Annotated in this window: 11 protein-coding genes; 7 read left to right on the plus strand and 4 right to left on the minus strand. The window is 68.1% G+C overall.

Annotation, left to right across the window (positions count from 1 at the left end; all coding sequences use genetic code 11):
* Nucleotides 1-8 precede the first annotated feature (8 nt).
* The 6 genes from ACFV15_RS23450 (at nucleotide 9) to ACFV15_RS23475 (ending at nucleotide 12191) form a co-directional block, all read left to right on the plus strand.
* On the plus strand, nucleotides 9-5243 hold the full coding sequence (locus tag ACFV15_RS23450) for an SDR family NAD(P)-dependent oxidoreductase (protein WP_378352705.1): 5235 nt from the start codon (nucleotides 9-11) through the stop codon (nucleotides 5241-5243).
* 340 nt (nucleotides 5244-5583) lie between these two features.
* A complete protein-coding gene (locus ACFV15_RS23455; RefSeq protein ID WP_378352706.1) occupies nucleotides 5584-7179 on the plus strand; it encodes an acyl-CoA carboxylase subunit beta in 1596 nt (531 codons plus the stop codon).
* A complete protein-coding gene (locus ACFV15_RS23460) occupies nucleotides 7176-7361 on the plus strand; it encodes an acyl-CoA carboxylase epsilon subunit (RefSeq protein ID WP_378352707.1) in 186 nt (61 codons plus the stop codon). Before ACFV15_RS23455 ends, ACFV15_RS23460 begins: the two co-directional genes overlap by 4 nt.
* A gap of 34 nt (nucleotides 7362-7395) precedes the next feature.
* On the plus strand, nucleotides 7396-8139 hold the full coding sequence (locus ACFV15_RS23465; RefSeq protein ID WP_378352708.1) for a thioesterase II family protein: 744 nt from the start codon (nucleotides 7396-7398) through the stop codon (nucleotides 8137-8139).
* A 437-nt stretch (nucleotides 8140-8576) separates the two neighbouring features.
* Complete coding sequence (locus ACFV15_RS23470) at nucleotides 8577-8846, plus strand: PqqD family protein (RefSeq protein ID WP_091294748.1); 270 nt, start codon at nucleotides 8577-8579, stop codon at nucleotides 8844-8846.
* A 720-nt stretch (nucleotides 8847-9566) separates the two neighbouring features.
* The gene (locus ACFV15_RS23475; RefSeq protein ID WP_378352709.1) at nucleotides 9567-12191 is read left to right on the plus strand and encodes an AAA family ATPase; all 2625 of its coding nucleotides are present in this window, start codon (nucleotides 9567-9569) and stop codon (nucleotides 12189-12191) included.
* Nucleotides 12192-12740: 549 nt separating this feature from the next.
* On the opposite strand, the gene ACFV15_RS23480 is transcribed toward ACFV15_RS23475, so the two are convergent.
* Nucleotides 12741-13343: a TetR/AcrR family transcriptional regulator gene (locus ACFV15_RS23480; protein ID WP_378352710.1), complete on the minus strand. Its 603-nt coding sequence runs from the start codon at nucleotides 13341-13343 to the stop codon at nucleotides 12741-12743.
* 379 nt (nucleotides 13344-13722) lie between these two features.
* On the opposite strand from ACFV15_RS23480, the gene ACFV15_RS23485 reads away from it, so the two are divergent.
* Complete coding sequence (locus tag ACFV15_RS23485; protein ID WP_378352711.1) at nucleotides 13723-14151, plus strand: VOC family protein; 429 nt, start codon at nucleotides 13723-13725, stop codon at nucleotides 14149-14151.
* 83 nt (nucleotides 14152-14234) lie between these two features.
* Here ACFV15_RS23485 and ACFV15_RS23490 read toward each other — a convergent pair whose 3' ends face one another.
* The 3 genes from ACFV15_RS23490 to ACFV15_RS23500 form a co-directional block, all read right to left on the minus strand.
* Complete coding sequence (locus tag ACFV15_RS23490; protein ID WP_378352712.1) at nucleotides 14235-14432, minus strand: ferredoxin; 198 nt, start codon at nucleotides 14430-14432, stop codon at nucleotides 14235-14237.
* Between the two features lie 5 nt (nucleotides 14433-14437).
* Nucleotides 14438-15673 (minus strand): cytochrome P450, encoded by a 1236-nt coding sequence (locus tag ACFV15_RS23495; protein ID WP_378352713.1) that lies wholly within the window; start codon nucleotides 15671-15673, stop codon nucleotides 14438-14440.
* A gap of 152 nt (nucleotides 15674-15825) precedes the next feature.
* Nucleotides 15826-16992: a macrolide family glycosyltransferase gene (locus ACFV15_RS23500; protein WP_378352714.1), complete on the minus strand. Its 1167-nt coding sequence runs from the start codon at nucleotides 16990-16992 to the stop codon at nucleotides 15826-15828.
* Nucleotides 16993-17287: the final 295 nt, after the last annotated feature.

Below are 17287 nucleotides of genomic sequence, written 5' to 3' on the forward strand. Positions count from 1 at the left end.
GTTAGAACGTGGCAGACGTCGAGCAGATCGTCGCAGCGCTCCGCAAGACCATGGCCGAGAACGAGCGGCTCAAGGAGGCGAACAAACAGCTCGCCGAGGCCGGTCCGGCCGACCATGAGCCGATCGCGATCGTCGGGATGGGCTGCCGGTTCCCCGGTGGCATCAACAGTTCCGAGCAGCTGTGGGACCTGATCGCGGCAGGCAAGGACGGGATCACCCAGTTCCCGGTCGACCGCGGCTGGGACACCAAGGGCCTCTACGACCCGGAGCCGGGCAAAGAGGGCAAGACGGTCTCGATCGATGGAGCGTTTCTGCACGAGGCGGGGGAGTTCGACCCCGACCTGTTCGGCATCTCGCCGCGCGAAGCCGCGGAAATGGATCCACAGCAACGCATTCTGCTGGAAACAGCTTGGGAGACCTTCGAGGACGCGGGTATCGACCCGCGCTCGCTGGAGGGTGAGCGCGTCGGTGTCTTCGCCGGTGTGATGTACCACGACTACGAGGGAGCCGCGGCGGGCGGCTCTCTCGTGACCGGGCGGGTGTCGTTCACGCTGGGCCTGGAAGGGCCGTCGGTCAGCGTGGACACCGCGTGCTCGTCCTCCCTGATCGCGCTGCACTGGGCGATACAGGCGATTCGTGCCGGCGAAGTGCCGATGGCGCTCGTCGGGGGCGTCACTGTCATGTGCACGCCGGACACGTTCCTGTATTTCTCGAAGCAGCGCGGGCTGTCCGTCGACGGCCGCTGCAAGTCCTTCGCGGCCGCGGCGGACGGCACCGGCTGGGGCGAGGGCTCCGGCTTGCTGCTGATCGAAAAGCTCTCCGACGCGCGTGCCAAAGGGCACAACGTGCTGGCGATCGTGCGTGCCTCGGCGATCAACCAGGACGGCGCCTCGTCCGGCATCACCACGCCGAACGGCCCTTCGCAGCAACGCGTCATCAAGGCCGCGCTGAAGGAAGGCGGCCTGCAACCGTCCGATGTGGACGCCATCGAGGCGCACGGCACGGGCACCCGGCTCGGTGACCCGATCGAGGCGCAGGCGCTGCTGGCGACCTACGGCCGCAACCGGCCGGACGACGAGCCGCTGTGGCTCGGCTCGGTCAAGTCGAACCTGGGACACACCCAGGCGGCCGCCGGTGTCTCCGGCATCATCAAGATGGTCGAGGCCATGCGGCGCGGGATCCTCCCGAAGACACTGCACGTCGACGAGCCGACCCCGCAGGTCGACTGGTCCGCTGGCAACGTCAAGCTGCTGACCGAGGCCATGCCGTGGCCGGATCGCGGCCGCCCGAAGCGCGCCGGGATCTCGTCGTTCGGCATCAGCGGGACCAACGCGCACGTCATCATCGAAGAGGCCCCGGCTCATGTCGAGCCGCCGCGTCCTGAGCCCACGGTCAAGTCCACTGTGGTTCCGTGGGTCTTGTCGGCCAAGAGCCCCGAAGCGCTGCGTGGCCAGGCCGCGCGCTTGGCGTCCTTTGTGGACTCCGAGGTTTCCTTGGAAGACATCGGCTTCTCGCTGGCGACCACCCGGTCCTCTTTGGAGCGTCGCGCGACGGTCGTCGGCGCCACCCGCGAGGAACTGCTCGCCGGAGTCCGATCGCTGGCCACCGGCGATGGTTCCGGTGTCCCGCAGGGTGTCGCCAAGGGCGGCTTGACCGCGTTCCTGTTCACCGGCCAGGGTGCGCAGCGCCTCGGCATGGGCCGTGAACTGGCCGCGGCGTTCCCGGTGTTCGCGTCCGCTCTGGACGAGGCGATCGCCGAACTCGACAAGCACCTCGAGCAGCCGTTACGCCCGGTCATGTGGGGCGACGACGCGGACCTGCTCGCGCAGACGCAGTTCACGCAGAGCGGCCTGTTCGCGATCGAGGTCGCGCTGTTCCGCTTGCTCGAATCCTGGGGTGTCCGGCCGGAGTACCTGGCAGGGCACTCGATCGGCGAGCTGTCGGCCGCGCACGTCTCCGGTGTGCTCTCGCTGCCCGACGCGGCCAAGCTGGTCGCTTACCGTGGCCGTCTCATGCAGTCGCTGCCCGCCGGCGGCTCGATGGTGGCCATCCAGGCGTCCGAGGACGAGGTCAAGCCGCATCTCACCGAGTCCGTGAGCATCGCCGCGGTCAACGCGCCGAACTCGGTCGTCGTGTCCGGCGAAGAGAAGTTCGCGCTGGCCATCGCCGACCACTTCAAGGCCGAGGGCCGCAAGACCAAGCAGCTCAAGGTGAGTCACGCGTTCCATTCGCCGCTGATGGAGCCGATGCTCGCCGGGTTCCGCGCGATCGCGTCGAGCCTCACCTACGGCACGCCGAAGATCCCGATCATCTCGACGGTCACCGGCGACGTCGCCAAGGACCTCGGTTCACCCGAGTACTGGGTCACCCATGTCCGCGAAGCCGTCCGCTTCTCCGACGCCGTGCGCAAGCTGGAGTCCAAGCGCGTCACCACGTTCCTGGAACTCGGCCCCGACGCGGCGCTGACCGCGATCGGCGAGGAGTCGGTGACCGGTGACGCCGCGTTCGCCGCGGTGCTGCGCCGCGACCGCGGTGAGGAGCAGGAGCTGATCTCGGCCCTGGGACTCGCGCACGCCCGCGGCACCCGCGTCGACTGGGTCAAGTTCTTCGACGGCCGCGCCGCCCGCCGCGTCAAGCTGCCGACCTACGCCTTCCAGCACCAGAAGTACTGGGCCGGTGCGCCCGCCTCCTCGGGCGACGCGTCGAGCATCGGCCAGGTCCCGGCCGAGCACCCACTGCTCAGCGCGGTCGTCGCCTCGCCGGATTCCGACGGGGTCGTGCTGACCGGACGTCTCGGTGTCGACAAGCAGCCGTGGCTCGCCGACCACTCCGTGATGGGTTCGATCTTGGTGCCCGGCACGGCTTTCGTGGAACTCGCGGTGCGCGCGGGGGAGCAGGTCGGCACCCCGTTCATCGACGAGCTGACGTTGGAAGCGCCGCTGGTACTGCCCGAAGAGGGTGGCCTCGCGGTGCAGGTCGTAGTCGGCGCGGCGGGTTCCGACGGCGAGCGTTCGGTCGCGGTGTATTCCCGCGATGACGAAGGTTCGTGGACCCGGCATGCCGAAGGCCAGCTCAAGCCCGGTGGCGCGGCGCCTTCGTTCGACCTCGGCGAATGGCCGCCCGCGGGTGCGACCCCGCTGCCGGTCGAGGGTGCTTACGAGCGCTTGATCACCCGTGGCTACGAGTACGGACCGGTGTTCCAGGGCCTGCGAGCGGCCTGGAAGCACGGCGAAGACGTCTACGCCGAGGTCGCTCTGCCGGACGGCACTTCGGCCGACGGGTTCGGCCTGCACCCGGCACTGCTCGACGCTTCGATGCACGCGGACCTGCTCGCCGAGGGCGAGGGCGACACGTTGCTGCCGTTCGCCTGGCGTGGCGTCTCACTGCACGCGGCGGGCGCTTCCGGCCTGCGTGTCCGGATGTCACCGTCCGGAAAGGACAGTGTTTCCTTCGCGGTGGCCGACGCTTCCGGCGCGCCGGTGTTGAGTGTGGAATCGCTGGTGTCCCGCGCGGTCTCGCCCGAGCAGCTTTCGCGAGGCGGGCGCACGGAGTCGCTCTACCGTCTGGAATGGACACCGCTGCCCGCTGTCGCGGGCTCGGTTCCCGAGCACGTGCTGTTCACTGTGGAGTCCGGTTCGGACGTTCTGGAGTCCCTGCACGCCAACACCAACACGATCTTGGCGAAGGTCCAGGACTGGATCGACGAAGACCAGGCCGCCCAGCTGGTCTTCGTCACCGGCAACGCCGTCCCGGCCGGCGGCACCGAGATCGACCTGACCCAGGCCCCGGTCTGGGGCCTGGTCCGCGCGGCCCAGGAAGAGAACCCCGGCCGGTTCGTGCTCGTCGACACCGACGACCCCGCTTCCGTCGAAGCCGCTTTGGCCACGGGCGAACCCGAGGTCGCGGTGCGCGGGGGAGCGCTGTACGTCCCCCGCCTGGCGAAGGTCGCGGAGTCTGAGGTGACCGGCGAGTCGCCGTGGACCGGCACGGTGCTGGTCACCGGAGGCACCGGCGGTCTCGGCGCACTGGTGGCCCGCCACCTCGCGTCGAGCGGCGTCACCTCGCTTTTGCTCACCAGCCGCCGAGGAGCGGATGCCCCCGGCGCGGCCGAGCTGAAGGCCTCCTTGGAGGAGCTTGGAGCGAGCGTGACAATCGCGGCCTGCGACGTCTCGGACCGCGCCTCGGTCGCCGGTCTCTTGGAGGCGCACCCGGTCAACGGGATCGTCCACACGGCGGGCGTCCTCGACGACGGCATCGTCACCTCGCTGAACCCCGACCGGCTGGAGAAGGTCATCCGTCCCAAGGCGGACGCCGCCTGGCACCTGCACGAACTCGCGGGCGACCTGTCGGCCTTCGTCCTGTTCTCCTCGGTCTCGGGCGTCACCGGCACCGCGGGCCAGGCGAACTACGGCGCCGCCAACACCTTCGTCGACGCACTCGCCGTCCACCGCCGTTCCCTCGGTCTCCCGGCGCATTCCCTCGCCTGGGGCCTGTGGCAGCAGAAGAGCGAGATGACCGACCACCTGGCCGAGGCCGACGTCGCCCGCTCGGGCGTCGCGGGCCTCCCGTCGGACGAAGGCCTCGCGCTCCTCGACACCGCACTCGCCATCGACAGCCCGGTCCTCGTCCCGGTCAAACTGGACCTCAAGGCTCTGCGTGCGCTGGACCCGATCCCGACCGCCTTCCGCGGCCTGGTCAAGGCCCCGCCACGCGCGGCCGTCTCCGCCGCACCCGGCGGTTCGCTGCTCCAGAAGCTCGCCGGCCTCACCGGCGAGGAGCGCGACCAGGCGATCCTCGAAGTCCTGCGCGGCCACATCGCCGCGGTACTCGGCCACGACAAGCCCGACTCCATCGAAACCGACCGCGGCTTCCTCGACATGGGCTTCGACTCGCTCACCGCGCTGGAGCTCCGCAACCGCCTCGGCACGGTCACCGGCAAGCGCATCCCGGCCACCCTGATCTTCGACTACCCCGACGCCGCCTCGGTCGCCGCCTACCTCGCCACCCAGCTCGTCGACGAGACCGCGGCCACCCCCCTCGAGTCCGACCTCGCCAAACTCGAATCGGCACTCGCCGCCACCACCCCCACCTCCGAAGAGCAGCACGCCCAGATCTCGGCCCGCCTCAAAGCACTGGCCGCCAAGTGGGCCGAGTCCCTCCCCACCACCCAAGAACCCGCCGCCGACATCACCGACGCCAGCGCCGACGACCTCTTCGCCATCCTCGACTCCGAACTCGCCTAACCACCCGACATTTCCGACCCCGAAGGCCACGCCTACCGCCCACCGGCGCCAGGCGTGGCCTTCGGCTTGCTCTCTGCGTACGCGTGTCCGCGTTCCCTGCACGCCAACTTGCGTTCCCTGCACGCCAACTTGCGATTCCTGTACATGGGGTGGGGCCGCACAGAACGCGGACACGCATGCAGGAAACGCGGACACGCGTGCACAGCGAGCAAGTTACGAGGCCGGCCTCGGGAAGGCAGGGGGCGGGTAGGGGTTCCCGAAAGGAAGATTTAGACAGACGATCGTTTTAGACAGCAGGCCGGGGCCGGGCCTCACCCCCAAGCAGACGTGGAGTTGCGAGATGTCCGTTGTTGAGGAGTTCGGCGTCGAGGTGAAGACTCCCCGGCCGGATCTGCGGTCACGCGTGGTCGAGCTGGAGCTGACCCGCGAGGCGGCGCAGGCCGGTCCGTCGAACAAGGCGACGGAAGCCCAGCACGCCAAGGGAAAGCTCACCGTCCGCGAACGCCTCGACCTGCTCTTCGACAAGAACACCTTCCGCGAGATCGAGGGTTTCCGCAGGCATCGGGCGACCGGGTTCGGCCTGGAGGACAAGAAGCCGCACGGCGACGGGGTCGTCACCGGCTGGGGACTGGTCAACGGCCGCACCGTCTTCGTCTACGCGCACGACTTCCGTGTCTTCGGCGGCTCGCTGGGCGAGGCGCACGCCGAAAAGATCCACAAGGTCATGGATCTCGCCGAGTCCGCGGGTGCGCCCATCGTCTCGCTCAGCGACGGCGCGGGCGCCCGCATCCAGGAAGGTGTCACCGCGCTCGCGGGCTACGGCGGCATCTTCCGGCGCAACGTCCGGTGTTCCGGCGTGATCCCGCAGATCTCCGTCATGCTCGGCCCGTGCGCCGGCGGCGCGACGTACTCGCCCGCGTTGACCGACTTCGTGTTCATGGTCCGCGGCTCCGCGCAGATGTACATCACCGGGCCGGACGTGGTCCGCAGCGTCACCGGCGAGGAGATCACCCACGAGCAGCTCGGCGGCGCGGAGGTCCACGCGGGTGTCTCCGGCGCCGCCGGGTTCATGTACGACTCCGAGGAGGAGTGCCTCGAAGAGGTCAGGCACCTGCTTTCCCTGCTGCCGCAGAACAACCGCGAGCTCCCGCCGTCCGTCCGGCCGGACGACCCGGCGTACCGGCGCAGCGAGTCGCTGCTCGACATCGTCCCCGCCGACCCGAACCAGTCCTACGACATGCGCGCGGTCATCGAGGAGATCATCGATGACGGCGACCTGTTCGAGGTGCACGCCGGCTGGGCCACCAACATCATCTGCGGGCTCGCCAGGCTCGACGGTCACGTCGTCGGCATCGTCGCGAACCAGCCCGCCTCGTACGCGGGCGTGTTGGACATACACGCCTCTGAGAAGGCCGCTCGCTTCGTTTCCCTCTGCGACTCGTTCAGCATCCCGCTGATCACGATGGTCGACGTACCGGGCTTCCTGCCGGGCAAGGACCAGGAACACGGCGGGATCATCCGCCACGGCGCGAAGCTGCTCTACGCCTACTGCAACGCCACCGTCCCGCGCATCCAGCTGATCGTGCGCAAGGCGTACGGCGGCGCGTACATCGTCATGGACTCGCGCTCGATCGGCGCAGACCTCTCCTTCGCCTGGCCCACCAACGAAATCGCCGTCATGGGCGCGGAGGGCGCCGCCAACGTCGTCTTCCGACGGGAGATCGCCGCCGCCGAGGACCCCGAGGCCGCGCGCGCCGAGCGCATCCAGGAGTACCGGGACGAGCTGATGCACCCGTTCTACGCCGCCGAGCGCGGACTGGTCGACGACGTGATCGACCCGTCGGTCACCCGCCAGACACTGGTCGACGCGCTCGCCATGCTCCGCACGAAGCACTCGCGGCTCCCGTCGCGCAAGCACGGGAATCCGCCGGCATGAGCGCGCCGTTTCTGGTCGTCACCAAGGGAAACCCGGACGACCACGAGATCGCCGCCGCCACGGTCGCCGTGCTCGCGCTGCTCCGTACCACCGAGCGCACGCCGCCCGAACCGGGCCGCGCGCCCGGCTGGGTGCGCGACGATGGCTACACCCCGCCCGGATTCTGGGCCACCAGCCGTTGACGAACCAAACGCAGCAACCCGAGAGAGGAACATCATGACCGGCAGTGCCTGGATCCGAAACTTCCACCCGGCGCCGGACGCCGCCACGCGTCTCGTCTGCTTCCCCCACGCGGGTGGTTCCGCGCCGTTCTACTTCCCGGTGTCGCGCACGCTCTCACCGGAGATCGACGTGCTCGCCATCCAGTACCCGGGCAGGCAGGACCGCCGCACCGAGCCGTTGATCGACGACGTCCGCCTGCTCGCCGACGCCATCGTCGAGGAGCTCAAGAACGGCTGGCTGGACAAGCCCGTGACGTTGTTCGGGCACAGCCTGGGCGCCAACATCGCCTTCGAGGTCGCGCTGCGGCTCGAAGCGCAGGGCATCGTGCCGCTCGGGCTGTTCGCCTCCGGCCGCCGCGCGCCGTCGATGCACCGCGAGAACGAGGTCGTGCACAAGTCCAGCGACGACGGCCTGATCAACACCCTCAAGAAGATGAGCGGCACGGACGCGGCGATCCTCGGCGACGAGGAGGTGCTCCGGATGAGCATCCCGGCGATCCGCAGCGACTACAAGGCGGCCGAGACGTACCGCTACGCCGAGGGGCCCAAGCTCAAGACCCCGATTCTGGTGCTCACCGGCAACAGCGACCCGGAGGTCACCCTCGACGAGGCACGCGGCTGGGCAAGCCACACGCGCGGCGAGTTCAGTTTGCAGGTCTTCACCGGTGGGCACTTCTACCTCAACGAGCACGCGCCGGCGGTGATGGCGGAGATCTCGAAGCACGTCCAGGAGGCATGACAGGCCCTCATCGCCGACCGGCGGGCACCCATGGTCTTGATGACCGCGGGTGCCCGCCGTCTTTCGTTCAGCAAGGTCAAAAGTGTCTGCAAATGAATACAAGAGAACCGTTTGACGATCCGTTCACAGATAATCGCCAAATCTGTACTCGGTACTAGATTCAGTTCTCACGAGGTGCGAAAGTCCTGCTCAGAGGGTGTCGAAAAGCACTTGAAATGTCGAAAGCCGACGAGTTCGAGCGGCGGCGCGGCGAACTTCACCGACTAGGGGTACTGGTGTACGGAGAGCGTGAACACCAATACTGACGGCCAGTCCCAAGCTGGCCGGACAAGTGCGCCGAAATTCCCATACGGACGTACTAGTTCCAAGTGTAAGACGTATGTATGATCTGAGCTGAACGGACCGCCTGAGGTCCCCGCGCCCCGAGAGGGGGGAAGATGCCAGTGCGACCCGAGCCAGGCCTGATGGCCACCGTCATGGCGGACGGACAGCTGGAGCTCTTCTCCGAGCAGAGTGGTGCCCGGTTCCGGTGCAGCCGGGTGGGTACCGCGATGTGGATCGCGCTCCGGCAGCACGACGGCAATCTCGACGCTGCCGCGCGCATGCTCGCCACCCTGTGGGATCGGCATCCTGATCATATGAAGGCCGACATGGACCTCTGGGTCGGCGAGCTGCGTGACGCCGGTCTCATGCGCAACGAGGTCTGAACCCCTACTGTCCCGCGAAACACGAAGCGCACGGCGAACCCGCCGTGCGCTTCGTCGCGTCCGGGGCGCTCTTCTCCTTGACCCGTAAGGGTTTGTTCCGCCTGCCGGTGCGCCCCCCATTCTTCCCTTAGCGCGAATGGGTGGCTGATGACCGAAGGCGGGTGTAGTGCGTTCACCGGTGACGATCATGATCGGCCTCCGGTGTGGGGCCTGACCTGCGGTTCGATGGCGCTCTCCGCGACGGCCCGCGAGGTCGCGTGACCGAAATCCATTATTGATAAATCTGTACAAGGTTATCGTGCGCCTATTCAAAGAATTGCGAGAGAGCGATTTCAGGCACCTGTCATAGTCATTCATGAGGCCTTGAGCGGGGCTTCAAAGGGGGCGCATAGACCATCGTCTTAGACGATCATCTAGTCTGATATGTCCTGCTTGTCGGATTATGGTGACCCCTGGTAGGGGGTGGTTTTGATCTGGCCACCTCGTCGATCTAGTGCTCAAGCTGCGGATTTGCCGGACAAGTGTGCTCGGGGGCCGTGTCCTGTGCGGCTGTCGGACAGCGCGGACCGTCACGGGCGTCCTCACGATTTGTGGTCGCGCACAACGCAACGTGTTTTCTGTGTAAGACGCTTGTATATTGGTTTCGGATGGCGTTTAATAGGTTCCAGAACGGCAGCCCGGAGCGCAGGTTTTCCAGGGCGCAAGCGGAGGAGACTTGAGATGCGACTGGCAGAACGCGGCAGCGAGTGGGAGACCCTGAACTCCGCCTACGGTCAGGCCGCGCGGCGTCAGGGCAGGGTCGTCGCGGTCGGCGGCCCCGGCGCGACCGGCAAGTCCGCGCTGCTGCGTGCCTTCGCCGCCCACGCCGCCGCCGAAGGCGCCGTGGTGTTCAGCGCCGCCGGTTCCGCGTCGGACCACCGCCTGCCGCTGGGACTGGCGATGGAACTCTTCCGCTCCGCGGCGCTGCCCGCCGAGCTGGCCGTCCGCGTCGAGGCCGCGCTCAAGCCGGAGTCCTTCACCGAGCACGCCGCCGAGCTGTGCGAGGCCGTACTGGAGCTGGCACAGCACACCACGGTCGTGCTCACGGTCGACGACCTGCAGTACGCCGACGTCGAGAGCCTGCGCGTGCTCCTCTACCTGCAGCGCCGCATCGCCTCCTCCCGTGTCCTGATCGTGCTGAGCGAGTGGCAGCAGCCGCGCTCGGTGCACTCCATGGTCTACGCCGAGCTCATGCGCTCCCGCGAGATCATCCGCGTCACGGTCGCCCCGCTTTCGCTGAAGGCGGTCACCGAGGTGCTCAAGAGCGAGCTGGACCAGCTGACGGTCGCCCGCCTGGCGACCTCGTTCCACGCCGTCTGCGGTGGCAACCCGTTCCTGCTGCGCGCGCTGATCGAGGACCACCTGGCCCGTGCCGAGGCAGGCCCGCACCTGGTCGTCGGCCGCCACGCCACCCACGCGCTGCTCACCTGCCTCACCCGCTGGGAGGAGCGCCTGCTCGAGGTCGCCCGCGGCGTCGCCGTGCTCGGCGAGTACTCCTCGGCCGACGCGCTGGCCCAGCTGCTGGAGATCGAGCCCGCCGCGGTGGCGCAGGCGCTGACCGCGCTGAACGCGACCGGCGTGCTCGACGACTGCCGCTTCCGCCACCCCGAGTTCCGCGCCGCCGTGCTGGCCGAAATGGATGACGAGGGCGAGTCCGCGTTGTTCGTCCGCGCCGCCACCGTGCTCTACCACGAGGGCGCCTCCGCGTCGCACATCGCCGACCACCTGCTCTCGGCCGGTCCGGTCGAGCAGGACTGGGTCGTCGAGGTGCTGCAGGAGGCCGCCACCCACGCCATCGCCGACGACGACGTGCTCCGCGCGGTCGACTGCCTGGAACTGGCCCAGCAGGTCTGCGACGACGACCGCCGCCGCGCCGGCCTCACCGCCATGCTCGCCAGGGTCCAGGGCCTGACCAACCCGGCGGCCAACGTCCGGCTGCTCGCGCCGCTGCGCTCGGCCGCCGACCAGGCCGAGGTCCGCCGACGGCTGCTGGGCAACGGCGAGTCCGCCGAGGACGCCTCGCGGGTCGCCGCCGAGCTCGAGCTGACCGCCAAGTGGGTCCGCTTCGCGCACCCGCCGGTGCTGACCGTGCTGGCGGGTGGCGCCGCCGACGAGCACCACGAGCCCGTCCCCGCGACCGAACTGGACGCCGACAACCTCACCACCTTCATCGGGCCGGAGGCCGTCGACTCGGCCGAGCGGGTGCTGCAGAGCGCCCGCGTCGGCGAAACCACGCTCGAAGCGGTTCTCTCGGCACTGTTCACCCTGATCTACACCGGCTCGGCCGGTAAGGCGGGCCAGTGGTGCGAGACCCTCGGCGCGCAGGCCCGCGCCCAGCGAGCCAAGGCGTGGACCGCGGCGCTGTCCGACGTCCGTTCGCACATCGCGCTGCGCGACGGCGACGTTCTCGCCGCCGACCGCCATGCCACCCAGGCGCTGACCGGGATGTCCGCGAAGAACTGGGGCGTCGCCATCGGCTCGCCGCTGGCGCACCGCCTGTACGCGCTGACCGCGATGAACAAGCTCGAAGACGCCGAAGAGCTCGTCAAGTTCCCGTTCCCGGAGGACATCACCGAAACCCGCTACTGGCCGCTTTTCCTCCACGCCCGCGGCCGCTTCCACCTGGCGACCGGCAGGCTGCACGCCGCACTGGCCGATTTCCGCACCTGCGGCGCGCTGCTGGAGGACTGGGGCCTCGACTTCCCCGCCTTCCTCCCGTGGCGCGGCGACCTGGCCCGCGTGTACGTCCGCCTCGGCCGCACCCAGACCGCCCGTGACCTGATCACCGCCCAGCTCAGCCTCCCGACCGGCGACGTCACCCGCGTCCGCGGCACCTCACTGCGCGCGCTGGCCGCGGCCAGCGAACCGCACCTGCGCGTCGCGATCCTCACCGAGGCCGTTCCCGCGCTGCAGGAGTGCGGCGACCTGGTCGAGCTCGCGCACGCGCTCGGCGAACTCGGCCGCACCCACCACCTCCTCGGCGACTACGGCAAGGCCAGGCTCCTGGTCCGCCGCGCCTCGGAGATCGCGCGGAGCTGCCACGTCCAGCTGACCGAGGAGGAGACGCTCGACTCGTTGCCGTCCATCCTCCACAACGAAACCCTGTCCCTGCTGAGCGAAGCCGAGCGCCGGGTCGCCTCGCTGGCCGCGCAGGGCCAGACGAACCGGGAGATCAGCCGTCAGCTGTTCATCACCATGAGCACGGTCGAGCAGCACCTGACGCGGGTCTACCGCAAGCTCAACGTCACCACCCGTTCCGCACTCGCCGCCGAACTGCCGATGGCACTCGCCACGACGGCGTCCTAGAGCCCGCTCCCCGGGAAACACGGAAGCCCCCTTTGGAATCCCGGCGATTCCGAAGGGGGCTTCCGTGTTTCGCCGACAAGGGCCCGCAAAGTCGCGCGAAACCCGAGTTTGGGCCAGAGCCCAGCAAGTGTCCGCGGGGGACCCGCGCCGCTTTTGCCCTTAATGTCGCTTTCGTGCTGGCTGGACGGAACGAACGGGGCGTATGTGTCGCTCAGCGTTGCATAAGTGGCGTTTGTGCGTGTGGCCACTCGCACGGTCGGTGATGGCGCGTCCAGCGCGATCCCGGGTGAGGGCCTGGTTCACCGCGTATAGCTGGGTGAAGGCTCCCTTCACCAACCTGAACTCGCGCGTCACGCTCGCGGTTGGCGAATACCGCTTGTCCATGGCTGGATCGCAGTTGTGCCTATAGAGACGTGAAGTGTGCCTAAAGGGCCGGCGCTCGCCGAGAGAACGTTTATCCATCGCGTTGATGAACAGCGAAAGAAAGGCTCGCCCGGCATGCGGGCGAGCCTTCGTTCGAGCCCCGGAAAAAGGGTGGGTTTGTCAGGTTTAGGGGGTGGCGGCCGACTTCGGCTCGAGTGACGTGCCCGACATGATCGTGCGCAGCGCCTCGGCCAGGTCCTGCCCGGTCGGCGCCGTCTCGGGGTCGACCAGCCACTGTGCCATGACGCCGGTCAGCAGCGCCTGGTGGAAGCAGCCGAGCACCCAGGCGCCCTTGGGGTCCTCGTCCTCGTCGATGCCCTGGAACATGGCGGCCAGTCCGGGGCGAGCCTGCTTGTTCGCCTCGGTCAGCGCGGTGCGGACCTCGGGAACGTGCTCGATCTGCGCCAGGATCTCGAAGTTCGCCGACCAGAGCTGGCGGTGCGTGCCGAACAGCTCCACGATCCCGCTCCAGATCGCCTCGAACCGCTCCAGCGGCGTCGCGTTCGGGTGGGTGTCGACGGCCATCGCGCGGCCGAGCTCCATGCCCCACTCTTCGGTGGCCTGCATGAGGGCCTCGTTCAGCAGTGCTTCCTTGGATCCGAAGTGGTAGCCGATCGAAGCGAGGTTGGTGCCGGAAGCCGCCACGATGTCCCTGGCGGTGGTTCGCGCGTACCCCTTCTCGATCAGGCAGCGCTTGGCTCCTACGAGCAGATCCTCACGATGTCCCATCCGCTTACCCTACCTCAAGTACCACACACACGTCCGAACGAACTTGGTCAGCGGGGCGGGTTCGGTCGCCGACTTTACGAATAGGCCGTTCGGTTCAATCGGAAATCGTTATCCGAGCTTATTCCAAAGAGTTGGTAAAGGGAATCGGGGCCAGTGTGAGCGGAGTGGAAAAAGCGCCTCGAAGATGTGCATGGGTAGGGGATATTAGGGGTGTGGCCAGGAAGTTCGCCCGGTTAGCCTTGGCGCACAGTTGACACATTCCGGGCACTCATCGGTGTGACCGAATAGTGAATGCCCTCCGTCGGAACGTAACCAACTAAGTATTCTATCCGGTAGCGAGCTCACCGGATACCCGGCTGAAGTTCTTGAAGGAGTGTGGATGACCACGCGACCCCCCAACCTGGTGGACACAGTGCACGTCCGGCTGCTCGTCGACAACTTCCCGGCCTGCTTCCGGTTCTACAACGCGGTTTTGCCGAAGCTGGCGGGTTCGACGCTCGCGAAGGGCGAGGAGAACGGACCCTACGCACGCTGGGACATCGACGCGGCCACCCCGCAGCTGGCGCTGCTCGACCGCGGCATCATGGCGGCCATGCTCGGCCAGGAGAACGCGGGCACGGTCGGCGACCCGGCGTTGCTGTGCCTGCGGCTCGTCGATGTCGACGGCGCGCAGCGCCTGTGCGAGGAGCACGGTGCCACCGTCGTCAGCCCCGCCCGTGACCGGCCCGAATGGGCGCCGGACACGCGCATCGCGTACCTGCGTGACCCAGGCGGCAACCTGCTGGAACTCCAGTGCTCGCCTGACTGATCGCAAGCTTTCCGGGTCGTGGTTCGGCTGGGGACATACGACAGAAAACGGCCGGTGTGCGGGAAACCGCACACCGGCCGTTTTCAGTCCTTGGCCAGTTCTATGGCAGCGACCGGGCAGACCGCGATCGCGTCCAGCACGCCCTGGCGGAAGTTCTCGTCCGGATTCTCGTCGAGGACGACGAGCCTGCCGTCGTCCTCGTCCTGGTCGAAGACGGCGGGCTCGGCGAAGACGCACGAGCCCGTGCCGACACAGCGTTCACGGTCATAGAGGATGCGCAAGACACTCACCACGTCACCGGTAGTTCGTACATGCCGAAAATCAGGGCGTCGTGCTTGTACGCGGAGTCCGGCACCTCGCCGTGCAGGCGCAGCCCGGGTATCCGCGAGAACAACGCGTTGAAGATGATCTCCAGTTCCACCTTGACCAGGCTGGCGCCGGGGCACTGGTGGATCCCGTGCCCGAACGACGCGTGGCCCTTGGTGTCGCGGCAGACGTCGAGCATGTCCGGGTTCTCCCAGCGCTCCTCGTCGCGGTTCGCGGAGCCGTTGAGCGCGATGATCCCGTCGCCCGCGGGAATGGTCACCCCGGAGACGGTGATGTCGTGGGGCAGCACGCGCGCGGTGGCGTGGTCGGAGATGCTGGCGAACCGCAGCAGCTCGCCGACCGCGTTCGCGGTGAGCGACGGGTCGTCCTTGAGCAGTTGCAGCTGGTCGGGGTTCTGCAGCAGCGCGACCGTGCCGAGCGACACGACGTTGGCGATGGTGTCGAACCCGCCGAACAGCAGCACGCGCGCGAGCGCGACGACGTCGGAGTGCGCGAGGTTGCCCTCTTCGTTGTTACGTGCGACGAGCCTGGTCAGCAGATCGTCCTTGGGGTTGACCCCGCGGTCGGTGACCAGCTTGTCGAGGTAGGCCTCCATCTCCTGCTGCGCCATGCCGATCTCCATCGGCGTGACCTCGCGGTTGGTGGTCAGCTCGGCGTAGTTGCGGAAGAAGCTGGTCTCGCTGGCCGGCACACCCAGCAGCTCACAGAAGACCAGCGAGGGCACCGGAACGGCGAGCTCCTCGACGAGGTCGACCGGGCCGCCCTTGGCGAGCATCGCGTCGATGTGCTCGTGCACGATCTTTTCGATCTTCGGCCGCAGCGCCTGCATCCGCTTCGCGGTGAACTCCGGGATCAGCATCCGGCGGCGGACGGTGTGCTGCGGCGGGTCCATCGCGACCAGCGGCAGCTCCATCGCCTGCAGGATGTCGTCCGGCACGGCGACCGGCAGCGGGTAGCCGGGTTCCTTCCAGTTGGAGCTCAGCGTCGAGTCGGTGAGCACCTTCCTGACGTCGTCGGCCTTGGTGATGATCCACACCTGTTTGCCGGACACCTTCAACGTCACCTTGGAAACCGGCTCCTCCGCGCGCAGGCGCGCGTACTCCTCCGGCATCTTGAACGGGCACGGGCGCTTCATCGGGAAGAGCGGAGGCTGCTCGGTCCCGGTGGCTTCGGACTGGGTGACGACCTCGGTCATGGGACGAAGACCTTCCCGGATCAGGGCAAGAAAGGTGGTTACGCTGTGACGCTAAGGCCACCGGCAGGGGGTGGCACACCCCTAGCCGCCCCTAACCTCGCCCCGCCGGACCCGGTCGGCGGCCCTGGGCAAGCCGCCGACCGGGTGAGCACTCACCGCAGGTGGGATTCCACGGCGTCCGCCGCCTCGGCGACCCCGCCGTTCGCCCGCACTTCGCGACTGAGCACGGCAAGCCGTTGCGCCACAGCGGGATCACCGGCGACCTGGTCCACAGAGGACCGCAAAGCCGCCGCCGTCACCTGGTCCGCCTGCAGCTGGACGCCGGCGCCGAGCTCCTCGAGCCTGGCCGCGTTGCCGAACCCGTCGGTCGCGAACGGGATCGCCACCGTCGGCACCCCGAACCACAGCGACTCGGTACTACCGCCCATCCCGGCGTGCGTGACGAACGCCGAGGCGGCTTCGAGCACCGCCAGCTGCGGCACACTGCGGTGCACCTCGAAGTTCGCCGGGACGTCCCCGAGAGCCGCGAGGTCCACCTTGTGCCCGACGCTCATCACGACATGCCAGTCCGAGTCACGGAACCCCTCGATACAGGCACGGTAGATGTCGAGCTGGTCGGTCACCGCGGTCCCGAACGACACCAGCAGCACCTTCGCGTCCTCGGGCGCGGACCAGCTCCGATCGGCGAGCCTGCCGGGATCCAGACACGGCCCGACGAACTCGACATGTGGCCCGACCCGCTCCGCGTTCGGCTGCATCGCACGCGGGATGAGCGACAGTACGTTCGCCGGATGCGACAGCCACGCGAACGGCTCGGCGTCGATCCCGTTCTCCGCCAGCCATTCGCCGTACACCTTGAAGTAGGCGGCGCCGGATTCCGACGCCCGCAGCCCGGCGATGAACTCCGCGAAGTCCTCCTCGTACCCGTCCCAGGCGACATAGGTGGGGGAGAGCTGCAGCGCGGGCACGCCATAGCGGTGCCCGAGCACCGGCGCGGCCAGCCCGCCGATGTCATAGAGGAAGAGGTCGGGCCGGTCGTTGTCATAGGTTTCGATCAGGTGCGGCAGCACGGCGATGGCCTCGTCGAGGAAGATCCGCATGGCCGCACCCGCGTCCTCCGGCCACTCGGCCTCGCCGCCGGGCAGCAGTGACGGATGCGCGACCGGCTCGGCGCCGGTCGGCGTGATCAGGTCGACGAGCCGCTCACCCACCGCGTAGGTCACCCGATGACCCCGGCCGACGAGCTCACGGATGAGCGCGAGCGACGGGTAGATGTGCGACGGCGCGGTGCAGCCGATCATGGAAATATGGTGGCGCATAAGGAATGACGTCCTGTCGGAGCAGTAGGTGTCCGACGGCGCGCAGAAGTGCGGGGCCGCCCTCTCGGCGGGCGGCCCGAAGAGTCACGCCGTCTCAGGCGGTACGCAAACGGCTGAAAGCGATCATGAAACCCACCCTACCGACACCCGCAACCGCTTAACCGGGTCGCTTGAAGGAATGAATGCCTCGTTCACAACGCTGAGCCTGGATCCACCGGTGTTGTTGGTGAGTTGATCGTGTCGTAGACGCGCAGATGCCCTCTGACTTGGGATGATTGTTCTTGCGACGGAACAA

Origin of the sequence: Amycolatopsis sp. NPDC059657 (assembly GCF_042734395.1) — a bacterium.
Taxonomy (GTDB): domain Bacteria; phylum Actinomycetota; class Actinomycetes; order Mycobacteriales; family Pseudonocardiaceae; genus Amycolatopsis.

Excerpts from the sequence above, each read along its gene's own strand:
- ACFV15_RS23500 (WP_378352714.1), bottom strand. The coding sequence starts at position 16,992 with ATGCGCCACCATATTTCCATGATCGGCTGCACCGCGCCGTCGCACATC.
- ACFV15_RS23465 (WP_378352708.1), top strand. The coding sequence starts at position 7,396 with ATGACCGGCAGTGCCTGGATCCGAAACTTCCACCCGGCGCCGGACGCC.
- ACFV15_RS23460 (WP_378352707.1), top strand. The coding sequence starts at position 7,176 with ATGAGCGCGCCGTTTCTGGTCGTCACCAAGGGAAACCCGGACGACCAC.
- ACFV15_RS23470 (WP_091294748.1), top strand. The coding sequence starts at position 8,577 with ATGCCAGTGCGACCCGAGCCAGGCCTGATGGCCACCGTCATGGCGGAC.
- ACFV15_RS23480 (WP_378352710.1), bottom strand. The coding sequence starts at position 13,343 with ATGGGACATCGTGAGGATCTGCTCGTAGGAGCCAAGCGCTGCCTGATC.
- ACFV15_RS23495 (WP_378352713.1), bottom strand. The coding sequence starts at position 15,673 with ATGACCGAGGTCGTCACCCAGTCCGAAGCCACCGGGACCGAGCAGCCT.
- ACFV15_RS23455 (WP_378352706.1), top strand. The coding sequence starts at position 5,584 with ATGTCCGTTGTTGAGGAGTTCGGCGTCGAGGTGAAGACTCCCCGGCCG.
- ACFV15_RS23485 (WP_378352711.1), top strand. The coding sequence starts at position 13,723 with ATGACCACGCGACCCCCCAACCTGGTGGACACAGTGCACGTCCGGCTG.
- ACFV15_RS23475 (WP_378352709.1), top strand. The coding sequence starts at position 9,567 with ATGCGACTGGCAGAACGCGGCAGCGAGTGGGAGACCCTGAACTCCGCC.